At 28.3% G+C, this 17,206-nt stretch carries 16 protein-coding genes and 1 pseudogene; 3 read left to right on the top strand and 14 right to left on the bottom strand.

Going from position 1 to position 17,206, the window contains the following annotated elements; all coding sequences use genetic code 11:
* Positions 1–10: 10 nt before the first annotated feature.
* The 7 genes from DS830_RS03040 to DS830_RS03010 form a co-directional block, all read right to left on the bottom strand.
* Positions 11–769 carry an ABC transporter permease gene (locus DS830_RS03040; RefSeq protein ID WP_118908200.1) on the bottom strand — a complete coding sequence of 253 codons (759 nt, stop codon included), beginning with the start codon at positions 767–769 and terminating at the stop codon, positions 11–13.
* Positions 759–1,646, bottom strand: coding sequence for an ABC transporter ATP-binding protein (locus DS830_RS03035; protein ID WP_118908199.1), 888 nt, complete (start codon positions 1,644–1,646; stop codon positions 759–761). Before DS830_RS03035 ends, DS830_RS03040 begins: the two co-directional genes overlap by 11 nt.
* Positions 1,647–1,699: 53 nt before the next feature.
* Complete coding sequence (locus tag DS830_RS03030; protein WP_118908198.1) at positions 1,700–2,209, bottom strand: helix-turn-helix domain-containing protein; 510 nt, start codon at positions 2,207–2,209, stop codon at positions 1,700–1,702.
* A gap of 330 nt (positions 2,210–2,539) precedes the next feature.
* A complete protein-coding gene (locus DS830_RS03025) occupies positions 2,540–3,313 on the bottom strand; it encodes an ABC transporter permease (protein ID WP_118908197.1) in 774 nt (257 codons plus the stop codon).
* 2 nt (positions 3,314–3,315) lie between these two features.
* Positions 3,316–4,221, bottom strand: a complete 906-nt coding sequence (locus DS830_RS03020; RefSeq protein ID WP_118909089.1) for an ABC transporter ATP-binding protein — start codon at positions 4,219–4,221, stop codon at positions 3,316–3,318.
* A 141-nt stretch (positions 4,222–4,362) separates the two neighbouring features.
* Positions 4,363–4,737: a methyltransferase domain-containing protein gene (locus tag DS830_RS09040; protein ID WP_420836987.1), complete on the bottom strand. Its 375-nt coding sequence runs from the start codon at positions 4,735–4,737 to the stop codon at positions 4,363–4,365.
* A gap of 101 nt (positions 4,738–4,838) precedes the next feature.
* Positions 4,839–5,981 (bottom strand): MFS transporter, encoded by a 1,143-nt coding sequence (locus DS830_RS03010; RefSeq protein WP_338024782.1) that lies wholly within the window; start codon positions 5,979–5,981, stop codon positions 4,839–4,841.
* A gap of 1,283 nt (positions 5,982–7,264) precedes the next feature.
* Here DS830_RS03010 and DS830_RS03005 point away from each other — a divergent pair.
* Positions 7,265–8,539 carry an ATP-grasp domain-containing protein gene (locus DS830_RS03005; protein ID WP_162887489.1) on the top strand — a complete coding sequence of 425 codons (1,275 nt, stop codon included), beginning with the start codon at positions 7,265–7,267 and terminating at the stop codon, positions 8,537–8,539.
* Entirely contained in the window at positions 8,536–9,729 is a 1,194-nt protein-coding gene (locus tag DS830_RS03000) for an MFS transporter (RefSeq protein ID WP_162887488.1), read from the top strand. Before DS830_RS03005 ends, DS830_RS03000 begins: the two co-directional genes overlap by 4 nt.
* Positions 9,730–9,872: 143 nt before the next feature.
* Here DS830_RS03000 and DS830_RS09035 read toward each other — a convergent pair.
* From DS830_RS09035 to DS830_RS02970, 5 genes and pseudogenes are all read right to left on the bottom strand, one after another.
* A pseudogene (locus DS830_RS09035) lies at positions 9,873–10,220 on the bottom strand (ATP-binding cassette domain-containing protein); the annotation flags it as partial.
* A gap of 532 nt (positions 10,221–10,752) precedes the next feature.
* A complete protein-coding gene (locus DS830_RS02985) occupies positions 10,753–11,424 on the bottom strand; it encodes an ABC-2 family transporter permease (protein WP_118908190.1) in 672 nt (223 codons plus the stop codon).
* Positions 11,417–12,199, bottom strand: a complete 783-nt coding sequence (locus tag DS830_RS02980) for a lantibiotic immunity ABC transporter MutE/EpiE family permease subunit (protein ID WP_118908189.1) — start codon at positions 12,197–12,199, stop codon at positions 11,417–11,419. Before DS830_RS02980 ends, DS830_RS02985 begins: the two co-directional genes overlap by 8 nt.
* 6 nt (positions 12,200–12,205) lie before the next feature.
* Positions 12,206–12,898 carry an ATP-binding cassette domain-containing protein gene (locus tag DS830_RS02975; RefSeq protein ID WP_118908188.1) on the bottom strand — a complete coding sequence of 231 codons (693 nt, stop codon included), beginning with the start codon at positions 12,896–12,898 and terminating at the stop codon, positions 12,206–12,208.
* A gap of 29 nt (positions 12,899–12,927) precedes the next feature.
* Positions 12,928–13,269, bottom strand: coding sequence for a helix-turn-helix domain-containing protein (locus tag DS830_RS02970; protein WP_118908187.1), 342 nt, complete (start codon positions 13,267–13,269; stop codon positions 12,928–12,930).
* Between the two features lie 932 nt (positions 13,270–14,201).
* Between DS830_RS02970 and DS830_RS02965 the strand changes: the two genes are divergently transcribed.
* Positions 14,202–14,900: a hypothetical protein gene (locus tag DS830_RS02965; protein ID WP_118908186.1), complete on the top strand. Its 699-nt coding sequence runs from the start codon at positions 14,202–14,204 to the stop codon at positions 14,898–14,900.
* Between the two features lie 476 nt (positions 14,901–15,376).
* Here the strand turns inward: DS830_RS02965 and DS830_RS02960 are convergent, their stop codons facing one another.
* Together DS830_RS02960 and DS830_RS02955 are read right to left on the bottom strand one after the other, a co-directional pair.
* Positions 15,377–16,603 (bottom strand): MFS transporter, encoded by a 1,227-nt coding sequence (locus DS830_RS02960; RefSeq protein WP_118908185.1) that lies wholly within the window; start codon positions 16,601–16,603, stop codon positions 15,377–15,379.
* Between the two features lie 189 nt (positions 16,604–16,792).
* Positions 16,793–17,077, bottom strand: coding sequence for a hypothetical protein (locus DS830_RS02955; RefSeq protein WP_118908184.1), 285 nt, complete (start codon positions 17,075–17,077; stop codon positions 16,793–16,795).
* Positions 17,078–17,206: the final 129 nt, after the last annotated feature.

The following is a 17,206-nucleotide window of genomic DNA, read 5'->3' as shown; positions in this document are numbered from 1 at the left end:
ACTTCCTCCTTTAAACACGGCTCCGCTTAAATAATAAGTACCCTAACAAATTAAAAATCAATATATAAACTATATTTCCGTTGATCAGTTGCCAATTACTAAGATGTGAAATATTAGAAAAAATTGGGGTTTTATTCAATTGGTTCATAACATATATCATATTTAATGGGTTCCATTTTATCAAAGGGATTAAACGAGGAAAATTATCCATAATAACACTTGATAAAGACGCCCCTAAAAACGCAATAACCAAACCTAAACATATAACAGCAGCATTATTTTTAAATAAAGTAATTAAGAGAAATGCCAAACTTATTGTAAACAACAAATAGATAAATGTGCCAATTAACGTCAGTATTAAGCCACTAAATAAAGTATTCTGACCATATAGTTCGATCCATGAAAATTTATCACCTGTGGATATCGCTTTCAAAATTAAAGTGAATACAAAACTTATAACCAACAAAAATATACTGTAAATAATCATTACTAAAATTTTAGAAAGATAAACCTGCAACTTACTTGAGCTTTTATATAGTAATGTAATCATAGTATTATTCTTATATTCCATAGTTAAAAATGTGGAACTAATGGTTATCATAATGATGGATAACCATTGACCAGCTCCAAAAGCCTGAGTAATCATACTTTTATTAACGTTTCCAGATAAAAGTGTATATATCATTAAGACTAGTAAAGCTAAAAACCCATATATTGGTGTTTTTTGATAATTGAATTTATAAAACTCCTGCCTCAAACTATTCTTCATAAATATCTCTTTCCTGATTTTTTAATAAAGATACAACTACCTGTTCAAAATCTATTTTTTTAGGTAATAATTCCAATAATCGCAAATTATTTTTATAAAGTAAATCTTCTGCTAAAAAAACATCCTTTGCATCAATACACAGATAGTTGCCACTTTTCTTTATTTGAATATTATTTTTAGCTAATAGATCACTTGCTATTTTTTGGTTTTCACTTAAAATCTGGTAATGCTGGTGATTTATACGTTGAAATCTACTCATCGCTCGATTAATCACTAGTTTTCCTTCATTAATAATAATTGCTTCACTCATAATTTTTTGAAGTTCACCTAAAATATGACTGGAAATTAAAAAAGAAGTTCCTGAGCGGGCATATTGCTGGATTAATTTTCTAACTAAAATAGTCGCTTCTATATCTAATCCATTCATTGGTTCATCTAGAATAACCAGTTTTGGTTGATTCAATAAGGCTATCGCAATACCTAATTTTTGTTTCATACCTAATGAGTAATTTTTGGCCAGATCTTCAATATATTTTTCTAGACCTAATTGAATAACTATTTGCTGCATATTATTTTTATCATGGGAATATAATTTCAAGTTTTGGAGTCCTGTGAGAAATGGATAAATGGCTGGATTCTCAATGAGGGCTCCAACTTCAGACAGAATCTTATGATTGCCTTCTGTAATAGGATGGTTATCCATACTAATTTGGCCAGTAAACTTAGTCAATCCCAGTATGGTTTTCATAATGGTTGTTTTACCAGCTCCATTAGGACCGATTAGGCCTACAATTGCTCCTGTTTTAACTTGAAAAGTTATATTTTTAATTATTTTTTTTCTTCCAATATCTACATTAAGATTATTTACCTCTAACATTTCTTTTCCTTTCCCTCATCCAGCCTATGTGTCACTACCAACTTTATAACTTACTATTTCCTTATATGATAACCATCCAAGCCCCTAGTAATTGGATATTTTTTATCTAACTTATTGGTTAACCAGATAGTATCTAAAGCTTTCAAAATTGCAAAACCAACTGGCCAAGCAATTAACCAAATGGGAATCGCAATAATTTGCAATAAATTATTGTTAGGAAAAGAAGAAATAGCATATCCAATTACTATCATTCCTGAAATAAATATCCATATAGCTATTGTCTTAATCAATCTTCTTTTGGCGTTTCTTTGCTTTAATTGTAAAACTTGTTCCTTATTAATCTGTTCAACCTCATCTTCTTTTGTTCTATCTTGAATTGATTCAAATAAATCTCCCACCTTGACAGCCAAAGCCTCAGCAACTAATCTTAATGTTTCTGTACTAACGTCCTCTCCCGATTCTAATCTTTGGATAGTTCTCACACTGAGACCGCACTTGTCAGCAAGATATTCTTGAGTCCAACTCTTTTTCCTTCTTAATTCTGGGATTAAAGTTTTATTCATATTCTTATCATAGATTTAAAGTTAAAGTTTGTACACGACAGTCACCCGCCAGTTACCTGACAGTTAAGGCTTACTGAACCTCGAGCCTAATCTAGAATAAATTTTATAAGTAATTGTCTTTTGGTTATAAGACTGTCATAAGTTTTAAAAAACTCTTGTTGACGTTGCTATTTGGAACTAAATCACTCAGAAACAAAAAAATGTCCTATTATAACTTTTGCAAGTTACAGGACAACACATTTATTTAACTAATTTGCCACTTCCTTTAAGTGGTTTACATGAGAAGTGATACTCGAATAGAGCTTTTTTAAGTAACTCTAGCTATTCATTTTAACTATTTCTTTTCCGAAAAATAACTACTCCTAATAATAAAAAGATAATCATATATAGTAGATAACCACTAGTAAGGGTCGATAAATTTAAATGAGTTAATCTTTCCAAATGATTATTGTCTAATTGCGCTCCTAAATTCATCATATTTATGGGTGACCACTTTAACCATTGGATTTTATCTAATAACATATACATTAACTGACTAAAAATAGAAGCCGCAAAATAAACCATTATTCCCACGATAATTGCAGGAGTCGAGTTATTAAACATTGTTGCCAATAATAATACGAAACTCATTAAAAATACTAATGTCAAAAATTCACTAATATTAGTTGCTTGCCAAGATTGCCATACATATTGGGTCTTATTTATATGATCTGTTAATTGAAATTGTCGACCTAAGAAACTTATTTTAATTAACCATGAACTAAAAATACTAATAATATACAAACTAACCGCATACAAAAATAACGTAATCCATTTACTAATTAAAATTTGATTATAGGAATATTTCCGATATAACAAAGTCTTTAAAGTTCCATACTGCACTTCATTAGTAATAATCGTGCTGCCTAAAGAAATTAAAAAAATCGCAATCAACACAGAAGCATAAAAATTATCCATAAAGGCTTCTTTAGGAGCAATATTTTTTGGATAGTTCTTCGCATAAAAACCGATAATTGCTTGGAAAATAATCATAAATAGAACAAAAAATTTAGTACTCGGACGTTTCAGTAATTTGTAACTTTCTTGTTTAATCAAAGTAATCATTATTAAGCCTCCTTTCTTAAGTCAGATTCATTATTCAGAATTCCTAAGAGAGATTCTTCTAGGTCACCTGCTTTTTGTTGAAAATCATTAATCTCAATATTATGTTCAAACAATAATTTAAGTATTATTCCAATTGAAACTTGAGGTGTTTTGCTAATTTGTAAGTGCTCTTTTGTTTCAGTACATTGATAACCTGCTGCAGTTAACAATTGCTGGGCTAACTTATTATTATCAGTATCTATTAAGATATACTGCTGATTAGCCAGTAATAATTGTGTCATTGTTGTATCTTTAATAACCCGTCCTTTATCAATAACAACGACATCTTCAGCTAATTTTTGTAGTTCACTTAGAATATGACTCGAGACTAAAAAAGAAGTACCATTATTTTTTTCAGTAACAATTAAATCTCGCAATTCTTTGGTTGCTTGCGGATCTAACCCGTTCATTGGTTCATCTAAAATAGCTAGTTGGGGGTGATTAACTAGCGCCAAAGCTATGCCTAATTTTTGTTTCATACCTAACGAGTAATTTTTGGCTTTACTGTCAGCAAAGGATTTGATATTAAGTTTTTCAATTATATCTTCTACTTTTTGGTGCTGATTATCTCCTGTAGCAAAGAGCTGTAATTGTTCACGTCCCGTTAAAAATGGATAAAGTCCTGGATATTCGATTAAAGCTCCTACATTTTGCAGCAGCAGATGTTTATTAACTGCGATATGCTCTTGATTTAACTGAATTGTACCTGTAAATTCAGTAATTCCTAAAATAGATTTCATAATCGTTGTTTTGCCAGCACCATTAGCGCCAATTAACCCCGTGATATGCCCCTTCTTTATTGAGAAAGATACCTGGTGTAAAACTTGACGTTTCCCAAAATATTTACTTAAATTATTAATTTTTAAAATATTTGTTGGCATAGTTGCCACCTCTTATCATTCATATTGTATTTCTGTCATCCGTGCCGCCTGTACTACAACACTATAACAGCAATAAAATAAATGTGCAAGTGCTTTTCAATAATCCAGAATTAAATTAGCTAGAACATATCAAAAAATATTATATAGATTTTTAACGATGATATTAATTTTAGGTAAATCGATTGTTTTTTGTGGTACCACAAAATTAGAGGTGATATTTATGAATAGCAAAGTACATTTTAGAATAAATGCTAAAGAAAAAAGGTCTTTGAAATCGTCTGCAGTACAAACCACCATATCATATTTATCTTTACTCTTAAAAAGAGTTACATCACTCAAAAATAAATCCGTACTTTGTAGTTTACTTTTAGCTATACTTAACATTTGTTTCGATAAATTTACTCCAGCTGTTTTCCATCCTTTTTTGTCAAATATTTCTAATAAAGTTCTTGTTCCACATACAAAGTCAATGACAGAATTAGTTCCTTCTAAGTTCTTTGTGATTTTTAAAATTTTATTTGCTGATCTTCTTGCACGTCCTGTTAAATATTCATCATAAAATAACGCAAAATTGCTATTATAATTGTTATTTTGAATTTTGTATATTATTTTTCCTCCGTTTTTCTCATATAGAAAATAAAAATGAACCCTGAAACAAATAACCCAAATCCACTTAATATACCAATAGTTAATTCCAAGGATATTTTCTTAGACATAGCACTTATTAAAAAAGAACCAATCGTTAATAAAAGTGAAGTAAAAAGATTAATTGTCGATATAGAAGTGGCACGTATACCTTCTAAAACAATTTTCTGAATTTTATTTTCTAAAATTACATTCCACATTTCGAAGGAAACATTTATAATAATCAATCCGAAAATTATAACTATCTTATTTTTTGTAATAAAAAGTAAAGCTAGCAGCATACTTAATTCAATCAGACACAAAGTTATTTTATTTTCATCAATTTTTTTAACTATCTTATAAATAGAATATGATACCAGAGCCCCTAAAAGAGATATAGTACCAAAAATAGTCGATACTAATTCTGTGGGAACATGAATTGTAGAAAGTAATAATGACCCATATTGATATGATATAGTCACCGCTGCATCTGAAAAGCAAATCACTAAAAGTAGTCTTTGATATTCTTTACTATTCTTTAGAAAATGATACATCTTTTTTAAAATACTTTGTTTCATCTGTAATTCGTCTACACTTTCCAAATTATCTTCGTTAATGCTCATAGCAGCAACAATCGCACAAAATCTGAAAATTATAGCTATAATAAATAGAGTTGTCCAGGATATCTTTGCTAGCCACCCTCCAACAGCATTACCAAACGCTACACCTAAAATCCCGATAGAATTAAAGATACCTGAATACTTAATATATTTACTTTTTTCTTTTACAGGAATTGCGTCATATAATATAGAAACATCAGTCCCCGAAATAAGAGATAAACCGAGTGCAAATAATATAAAAGAAATATATATAACTAAATGAATATGCGGAAAGAAATATCCAAATAAATAGATAAAACAACTAATTTCACCAAGCACTAATGTTAATTTGTGCCCTAACTTATCAGAAATAACACCAGAGGGTAATTCAAAAGCAAATTGTGAAATTGTGAACATTCCTTCTAAAATTGCAATTTCACCTATAGACCAACCTTGACTTTTTAAATATATCATCCAGACAACAATTTCAAACATGACATTCGAAAATAAATTGTATACCAACACTCTTTTCACTACAACACACCACTTTCTTCTAAATAAGATTTACAGTTTTTGGTAAGTACTCATACTCATTTCAACAAAATCCTTATTTAAAAAAATAGTGTCGAAAAACTGTTTATCACTAATGTTCTCACCTTTTTTAATAAATCAGAGAGAGTTATATTTATTGTACAGTTATTTGTATAGTAATTAGTAGCATAACTACTACATAGTAAGTATCGTAACCATTTAAATAAAAATGCTCGTTTCTCACCCAATTATATCTATTCTCAGACATTTGTACAAAACTATTAGTTCTATGGTAACTTGTAATAATATTTGAAAAGTCGTCACTTGAAAGTTGTCTCTCCATAGCTGCCTTAGAGAAGCTTCGCTCTACATAACTATTTTCAAAAGAAACTAAAAACCATCTTTAATAAAATCAATAATTCTGGACCTAACAAGTGTTCTCCCACCAATAGTTCCATATTTTAACATTAATTGATGAAGCCAAAGGTGAAATTATTGTAATGGTAGTATCTAATTCAGCCAATAAGCAACAATTAATTGAGACCTTAGATTTAATCCAGTCCAGCTGTCGGCAGACAGTAAGGCCATTATTCATTCAAATTATAGGTAGCAATATTGTATTAACTCAGAATCTAAGAGTTGTTTTTTAACATCCAGCATGTCACGCAAGAGCAATTATTATTATAATGCGCCCAAGGAAATATTTTTTAGCTTAATGAATCGTTTTCTTAATACCTATCGAAAACAAGACTTAACGTCATAAAAAACTAGCGAGCAAGTAGGTTTATTTATTATATCTTGAAATTTCTAAAAGCTTAGTTAAAACAACAAAGCAAAAACCAAAATTAAGTTAAAATGGTTTTTGCTTTTTTAATATTTTGTTTATGCAGTTTAAGAAGTTCCCAAGTGTCTAACTTTTTTGCTGTAATTTAGCTAATCTGGTGAACCTTTATTATTATGTATTTAAAAAAATTGCATCTTTAATTTATTGGACGTATAATTTAGTGAATTAGAAAAAATGAGATAAAACTAAAAAAAACTAATTCAAATTAAAATTAGTTTTGATTTGAATTATAGTCCCACATTGCTTTTTACAATACTTCAAACTTGTTTATAAAAATATCAAGTATCAATTTTGTGAAATTTAATACAAGTGTAGAAGATGGTTATATTTATATATTATTAGAAAATTTAGTTTCTATTGATTTATTAAGAGAATGATCGTTGTTTAATGCGTTGATGATACTTTTATTAATATGATAATAAGGAGTAATAAAATGAGTAAAACAATTTTATTTGTTGAAATAAATCCCGGAATGGAGAGCTCTGGAGCTAAAGCATTAGAATATTGTAAAAATAATAATATTACAAGTTATGTCCTCACTTCTAATAAAAAATTTTATGATACTCCAGAGGGTAATCCCTTAAATAAGGCAAACCATGTTTTAGAATTTTCAACCAGTATGAATTCACGAGAGCAATGTGTCAATTTTTTAAAAGATAGATTTTTTAAAACAAAATTAGATTTAGTTATGAGCTTTAGTGAATTGTATGTAGAGTTGGCTGCATACATTGGAAAGCAATTAGGAATTTCAAATAACAATTATGTTCCTATTTGTAAGGCTCGTAATAAGTTTACGTGGCGCAGTCTTCTTCAAAACGAACATCTTACTAATGTTAAATCTCTTCTTATTTCTAATTTAGAGGATCTACAAAATGTACCCGAAAAGATTGGTTTTCCCTGCATAATTAAACCAATTGATGGTTCTGCTAGTGTGTCTGTACAATATTGTGATAATTTAGATGAATTAAAAATGGCCTTCAACTCTTGGCAAAATTTTCATGGATTTGGACGTGGCTTAATTTCAAAAAAAGAAATGATAGTAGAAACTTATGTTCCAGGACTACTTTATAGTATAGAATGTTTAAATATTAATGGTGTAAATAATTACTTCGGCATTACTAATCGTAAACTTAGTGGAGCACCATATTTCGTAGAAGTAGGAGCCAATTTCCCTGCTAATGACGAGATATCAAATATTACAAGTGTTAAAAATAAAACATCAAAGGTAATTAATTTATTGGGATTTAAAAATTGTGCTCTGCATATTGAATTTATTCTAGGTGCTGATAATTATATTGAATATGTTGATATTAACCCTAGATTGGGTGGTGGCCTCATTCCAGAAATGATTGAATCCAGTTTGAACATTAGTCCTATAAAATATGTCCTTAGTACTATGCTTGGTGATAATACCACCATAAACATTCCAAATGAATATTTGAATTATTGCGCATCTCGTTATGTTGTATCCAGTAATTGGGGGAAAATCTCTCATATTACTGGTTTGAATAAAATTAAGAAGAATAAAAGTATTCATTCATTTAGTATGTCAGTAAAAGAGGGTGATGTTATATTACCCCTAAAATCTAACAAGAATACTTTATTTGAATATTTTTCTACTGGTACTAGTATGGAAAAGGCCGATAATATTGCTAATGATGTTGTTAACGATATTAGTTTTGATCTGAAAGCGGAGTTATTAGTTTGAAGTCAGATAAAAGAAAGAATATTAAAAAGAATTTATCCATTTTATCATATAATCGTTTGTTTACGGGTATAGGTTATTATTTGTTTGTACCGTTATTGAGTATAATACTTTTAAATATCGGGTTGCAGCCACATATTGTAGGGATATTAGTTGCTTTATTTAGCTTTGCAACCAAGGGTGGAGGTGCCATATCCTTGATTTTTCCAAAATGTTTTATTTATGAGAAAAGGATTATTTCATTTGGCACTTTGTTGGCAGCAATCGGTCTTTTTTCAATTTTTATATTGCATGGCTCTACAGTCACTATTTCTTTTTTGATTTTCATTACTGGTATTGGTATATCCCTTAATTTATTGAGTATCCAAACTTATATTAGTAATCATGTAATTGAAAATAATAAAAAATTTTCTAGTTATACCCTTCAGATATGGATTGCTAATGTGACAGCAATAGCTGGTCCTATTATTGCAAATTATTTAATAAAGCGTTTTACTACTCTACCACTCTTTATATCTGGAATTTTTTATTTATTAGCCTTTTTAAATACACAATTATTTTTCAAATCATCTATTAACTATAATAATTATTCCCGAGTTAATATCTCACAAATTTTAAAAGAAATCTGGAACAATCATAAATTCAAATTACTATTATTCATTTCTTTTTTAATGTGGTTTATCTATGGGCAATTGTATTTTATTCTTCCATTATATGTAAAAACCACTTTACATTTGAGCAATATCTTGGGCTACTTATTTGGTTTTAATTCTTTGATTTTAGTTTTGCTTCAAGGAATTGTTAATCGTTCATTGCAAAGATTAGGAATAACAGAAAATTTTAGAAAGAACATTTTAGTAATAGGATTAGGCTTTTTATCAATTGGATTAGGATTCTTTTTAATTTTAATGTCATCATCACTAACGTTTTTAGTATGGCTGGGTATTTTTTTCCTTTCACTGGGTGAATTGTTAAATATGCCTCTATTGGATTTGAATATATCGAATGTTAGGGGGCATTTAACTTCCCCACAATTTTTTGCCATTTATACTATTATTTGTGGAATTGGATATGGATTATCCTCGTTAATTTTTAGTTATTTTACAAAATATATTCATATAGGATTAATCATCCTAGTACTTTTATCCATAATCAGTTTTATTATTTTGAATTTTTATAGAAATAAAATATAAGTATTTTTTAAATCAAAATATCACATGTATTTCAATAGTGACAATCTTTGGACCACTAACATTTGTTCTCAAATTCTCGCCTCTTTAATGTCATTTGAGCGTAAAATTCGACTTCATACTAGAAGCACCAGTAATTAATTTACTTACCTATAGGATGCCACGCCACTTGCTTTGCATGCTTGCCCCATTACTCTAAGATTATGTGCGATAACAATGATGCTTAAACCTCTTTTTCTGATCAATTCTTTTAGTAAATCAATTAGACTTTGAACATTTATCTCGTGCAACCCGCTAGTTGGTTCGTCTAGAACTAAAATGTTAGTTTGATTTTGCAATAAAATCTTAGCTAATTTAACGCGCGGTAGCTCTCCATCAGAAAAAGTATCTAACCTTTGTCCCAATTTAATATAACCAAGATCAACATTTATTAAATTATTTAAAGCATTGGCTAAATCACCCTTCCTATGTGAATCTAAGGTATCAACCTGGGCTTTTTTATTGTGATTTTCTCCAAATTGTTGACAACAAAAAAATCATTCCACAACTGTTTTTACACTTTTATGGAATGATTATCTTTTATCCGATTTGAGTTTGTATTACTTCTTAATTACTATTACTTTGATATGATACGAAGTTGACTATTATATATTTTTTCTTTAGATTGTTTCATTATTTTTAATCCAAAATATACTTTCACAAAAAATAGCTAATAAGCTCAAGATAATAATTATTATTCGTATTAAAAAAGGATAAGATGCATTTAAGGACATAGTTACAATTGCTAAAAGAAAGATTACATAAGATATCACAATCATTAATCTTTTAAAATATTTAATTGAATTATTTGAAGTATTAAAGAATAATGGCAAATATATTAAGGTAGGAATAATTATTAGAAATAGCCACATATTTATGTTAACTGTTCGAGTTTGGCACGCATATAAAATAATAACTATGATCAGCGCTAGCCAAGAAGTAATTATACAAATATTTCTAAGATTTTTTGTCATAACTAACACCCCCTTAATTTCCAACCCAATGGTTAAAGCGCCAATTTACTAATATCTGCTCTAATAATGTGATTATAACCACAATCAAGAGAAAATTAACTAGCTGTGTAGTTGGAATCAAATAAATTTTAACGTGATATACCCAAGGTAATAATCGCCATGTAGAAGCTCCTAATTGACTGGTGCCATAGTATACGGTAAAAGGTATAGAAATAAAACCAGTCACTAAACCAGCCATATAACCATGTAGAATACTAAAAAATTCAATTATGGGTATCCAAATAATGCCTAAAATAGCAAGACTCAGCCAAAAGCAAACATAATATTTACCTGAAAGATGTGTAAAGACCAAAAAGAGCAAATTAATAACAAATAAATTAAGTAACCATAAGAGATATGTTTGTCCAGCCCAGCTAAGGAGCCAACTTGTTCTACGAGGAAACGATAAAATGCGATTTAAATTAGATGCTTTATCTTCAAATTTTCTTTGTACAGCCGCGATTAAACTTAGAAAAAATGGTTCTAGGCAATTAAGATATACAACACTAGTTTTAAACCAAAAATCTTGTGCAGTAGGTTGAGTTTTGATTTTAAAAATAAAATATGCAGCATATCCTATAGACATAATTAAAATACCAAACAACAGTGGCTGATGTCTTATCTTGTAAAGGTTAGATTTAAACAAGTTCATTGCCTCCTTGCCTCTTTCGAACAATAATAAAAGATAAAAAATAGTTAAAAAGAAGCCATACAGACACAGACAAAAGAATCAAATAAATAAAGCTGACATCATTAGCAAAAAAACTACCAGGAGAAAAAGATGTACCATTCGGTTGAATACGCAGCAAAGCAATTGTTCGAGAGGCATAAGACCAAGGATCTATCCAGAAATAATGAGATAAAGAAATATTATAAATAGCGCTTCCCATTGACAGTGCTAAATTAAGAATACTAACGATAATTGCATTCAAATAACGTAAAAGATGCATATTAATTACAATCAAAGGCAAACTGCCAAGCCAAAGTACTAAAGAAGTGGCTAATAATAAACCCGCATTGACAGAAACTTTAGTAGTTAATAAATTACTAATAACAACTACTAAAACTAAAGTCAGATGTGATAAAAATAACAACAACCAATACTTAAAAGTTTTAGACCAATAAAGTGGCTGTAATGGCCAATTATTTGCTTCTACTTGTTGCCAACCTAAAGCTCTATTTTCTTGCTGATAATCACTATTAATAATCATAACTATGCAAAAAGGTAGTAAAATCAAACTCCAAAGGTTAAAAATATTTGTTTGAATAATACTTATTCCATCCGAGAGACCGGTCGGATTTTGCGATGAAAGAAGCGTCATAAGGGTAAAAATTAAGAAAATTAAGGGAAGAATTAATGCTATCTTCAAATAATTACTAGATTTAGTTTTAATGATTTCTACTTTTAGAGCTGTTTGCATGAGTTACTACCTTCCTTGAGTTTTCTCGAAAAATATTTGATTCAAATTTTCAGTGTTAGTAATTTGTTGTTGATAAACTAATAAACCATTGTTGATAATACCAATATATTCAGCAAAATCTTGTAATTCAGGCAAAATATGACTAGAAATCATAATAGTTTTACCTATATGAGATAACGATTGTAAATATATTTTCAATTCTTTAATACCATAAGGATCGAGTCCATTGAATGGTTCATCTAATATTAATAAATCAGGATTTTTGAGCATTGCCATAGCAATGCCTAAACGCTGTTTCATTCCCAAAGAAAAATCTTTAACTTTTTTATTACCTGTTCCATTGATTTTTAATTGAGTTAAACTTTGATCAATTTGTGTTATATTAATACCTTCCTCTAAGGCGACAATTTTCATATTATCATAAGCGGATAAATTGCTATACGCACTAGGATACTCAATCAAAGCACCAATTTTTTTTAAAATAGTACGCTGCCAAGGCTGACCATTAAAAAAGATAGATCCCTCATATTGAGGAATAATTCCTGTAATAATTTTCATAATAGTAGACTTACCAGCACCATTAATTCCAAGTAAACCATAAATCTTACCTTTGGGAATTTCTAAATCTATTTGATTTAAAACAACATTATTTTTAAATTTTTTGGTTAATGATTTGGTAGATAAAATATACTCTGACATTAATTCAGCTCCTTATTTCTAGATATCAACTACTTGAATGCATGAACAATGACTGGCAATAACCAGGCCAAACACCAAGCAACAACAAAAATAATCCACCAGCGTTTACTAAGAAAATCCCAGAAAGTCATCCCAACTTGAGGATTTTGAACCTTTATTTTCTTTTGAAACTTTTCATCTCTTTTAATCAAGCTATCTAAGCTCACTCGAAACAAATCACTGATTTGAATAAGCCGCTCAATATCTGGATAAGCAGTCCCAATTTCCCATTTAGAAACAGATTGGCGACTAACATTTAATAACTCAGCTAGGTCATTTTGAGTCCACCCCCTTTTTTCTCGTTCTTCTTTAATTCTTTGTCCTAAAATCATTTAGAATCTCTCCTTCTAAATTAATTTTAATTATTAATAATAATCAGATAAAAAGCACGCACATTATCTGAGCATCTACGCAACCAACAAGCGCAGTCCTATCTCAATTAGTTTACATAGGTAAAAATATTATTTAAAACTATCAATAATAAATTAATAATTGTACTTTAACTTTATATATATTGATTTGAATATATGCACAAAACAATTAGTTAGTAATAGAACCTCATTATATTCTATATGAATTAGATAGTTAATTACTTTTAAATACAATTTAGGTGCTAATTATTATAAATAGATCCAGATTAAAAAGCTCTAAATATGAACTAGTGTCCATGAAACGCATAAATAAATGTCCATTCTGGTTTAATATATAAATTTCAATTAACTAAGGGTAATTGTTATGATATAGTTCTAACGGTTCATCTGGTAAATAATTGAAAAATTTTGTAGTCACCACCTTTAAATATCACTTTATAATGCTTTTTAAATTGGCGTGCAAATACTTTCTCAAAAATCAATATTATCTAACATGTCTTCTATACTGTCTCCAGATACAATAAACTTTAGTTAAAAAATTCTGGCACTATATAAATAGGAAGAAACTAGTTTTAAATATTAAATAATAATTCTTATACTTAAAATTAACTAATATTTCAAATTTCGTAGCTGACGGTAAAAAGTTCTTACAAACATATAATAAGTTTTATAGAAAGTTATCAACTTATATTCAAACAAAATCAGCTATTTTATAAGTTGTTGTAGATTGATATTTACAATGTTAATGTTTGCTACATGCGATATTTACAAATCAATACATTTAGAAATAACGGAAGTCGATTAGCTAAGCAAACAATCTATTATCTCCAGAAATTGAAATTACTGTTATACTTAATAAGTCTCCATAATCTACTACTTAAAGGATAATTTAAATGTTACTTTCTTATATCTCTACACAGGAACTTAAACAAATTAGAAATATCGTTTGGAAATATGCCAAGCCTAAAACTTATCGCCGGCTCTTAATATTTTGGGGAATAGTTTTTGCCTTGTTGTATTTTCATACTATTTTTTCTATGGGATTTTCGAAATTACTGCATCAACAAAGAACTTTTTGGATAATTTATAATATTGTTTTTGTGGTAACAGTTATACTGAGTGGTTTTACTTTGAAGAAAGACTTTAAAAAAGGGTTTTTAAGACATACTAAATCTGGCTATTATGCGGCCTGGATCAGTTTATCTCCAGATAGTGATAAAAAAGCACTCTTTGTTGATATCATGAAGAAAAATTCTGAACTATTAAGTCTTTATAATCAAAATAAGGGTGAACTACATTTATCCAGTAAACCAGGTGATAACAATTACAACATCAATAAGGATCCCATTTTTAAAAATCTGCAATCGAATCCCTTTCTCATTCACCCGTCATTTAAACGTTACGAAAGTTTCCTCAATACTGATCATTATTATATTTTTGTCATTTGTGTACCACATACTAAAAAGCAAATGTATAATAAGTATCAATATTTGATTTTTGAAAAAAGTAAGTGGAACCAATTAGCATTGAATCCACATTTAGCAGAAATTAAACATATCACCGATAATTATCGTAACCTAGCAAATAAATAAGCCTCCATTTAGGAGGCTTATTTATTTAACATTAAAAAGATAATAAACATTCATCAATATTTGTAAATAATCAAATATCTATGTCTCACAAAAGTATACCTAAGTTACTCATCAGCTTTAGTTCCTAGATTATTGAAGGCATAAATATATGTATGAAGTAGAAGTTTATAAAGATAGAAACAGCTATATTGAAGTTAAGTATTAATTTCAATGATCTGCTTAATTAGCAGTACAAACCAGCACAGATCTTACAAATCGTAATATAATACTTACAACTTAGTGATATTCTTTTTGAAAAAACAGTTTAATAGATAAATGGATAGTTAGACTTTCAAAATTAGAGTATTTGTCTGCTAAATTGTAAATTTATAATTTGCAAATTCTATATCTAAAAAATAAATATAGAATTCAAAAGATGATTTCTATATCTATTTTTTTAATTTATTGATTATTTATATTCTAATTTAGAATATTATTTATTCAATCAAGTCTCTTAATGAAAATGCATAAATAAAGATAGCAAAGAAAAAGCATATTAACCCAGAACATATCAATATAATTTGGACGTTAGTCATACTTAGTAATATAGATGAAATAATTCCTCCTACAGGTTCAAGACAAGCTTGCAATGTTACACCTATCCCTGATACAATTCCTAATTTGCCCTTAGGTATTCTTTCTTGCCTTATTGAAGACCAACTAATTAGAGCAATTGTTCCAAAAAAATTTTGGACAATACCTGATATAACAACTATTAAATAATTATTAGTAATACCCATTCCAACGAGACTTAATGAAAAAATAGCAACACTTATTGTAATAACTAATCTATATTTTAATTTTCTTATAAAGTAAATTACACAAAAGCTTGCTCCCAATACAGGAAAAAATTCAAATAGAACAAATGTACTGCCTAAAGCAATACCCTTTAAATGTAGATTATTAATAAAATAGTATTGTAAAAGACTTCCTACACATCCTAATGCTATATAAAAAATTCCCATAATATAAATAAAAAATTTTAACCATGAAAATTCATTCAAAATTCTAGATACATAAGGAAAATTAATTCTGAAATGATATCTTTCTATTGATATATTATTTATTACATTATCAACTTTCATTATCCATATTAGAATTGCTGAAATAGCAAAAGAAAGAGAGTTAAACAGTAATGTAATCCAGGCGCCTAACAAACTAATAACTAAAGTAGCTATTACTGGTCCAATTAAGCTAGCAATAGAATCAAAAACACTAAAAATACTATTAGCCTCAACAATATCTTTTTTACTAACTATATTAGGAATAATAGAAGTAAAAGCAGGACTATAAAAAGATGAAATAGATGATAAAAGAAAAGTTAATATGAACACGTATATAACTGAAGTATTCATATTAAAATTAAAATAACTCAAAAAATATAGTACTACCGTTACAAAACAAGACAATAAATCACCAAACAATAAAATTTTTCTTTTATTAATATTATCAGAAGTTTGACCACCTATAAATCCGAATAATAATCCAGGTAGTAAGGTTAAAGTGAAATTAAAAGCCATCAAGCTTCCTGAACTAGTATATTTATAGACTAACCAAGGTAACCCAAACCTTTGTATTTGAGAGCCTAAATCCGATAAAAATTTAGCCATTACTAGTAGCCTAAAATTTTTGTTACCCTTAAATAATATTAAATAGCTTTTCATAGTATATATTCCGTTCTATAGATTATTTAATTCATCTAAATTTTTAATATTAGGAATCTTTGATTTTATTGCATCAAAATATTCTTCTAATCTATCAGGATATTTTTCTTTTAATAAAATCAGTTTATTGAAAATATAATCATTATTATTAGGGTCTAATTCTAATGATTTATTAATATAATCTAAAGACTATTTATAATGTGCCAAATTATATAAAATAACAGATTTATTTCCATATATTAAGCTAGACACTTTAGAACCCGAAAAATTATCAAGTATTTTATTAGCATAATTAGTATCATTAAAATTACTTAAAGCTGTAGAAATATTAACTGTTAGCTCATCATTCTTTGAAATATCGACTATATCAATTAATTTCTTTACTTCTTCATAATTTTTGAGATATATCAATAGCGCAGAATACTGAACATAACTCTCTTCAGAAATAGTATTAATAGATAATGCTATTTTCATATTTTCTAGAGCTTTTTTGTAATTTCCTATTTTAGATTTTAATCTATAAAGTGAGTCTTCTTAAGGATTTAAATAAATAGCACGATTAATGGATTCAAACGATGTATCTATTTTATCCATTTTATAATC

Origin of the sequence: Bombilactobacillus bombi (assembly GCF_003522965.1) — a bacterium.
Taxonomy (GTDB): domain Bacteria; phylum Bacillota; class Bacilli; order Lactobacillales; family Lactobacillaceae; genus Bombilactobacillus; species Bombilactobacillus bombi.
The sequence above is the reverse complement of the archived record's forward strand: the minus strand, read 5'-3'. Positions and strand labels throughout refer to the sequence as shown.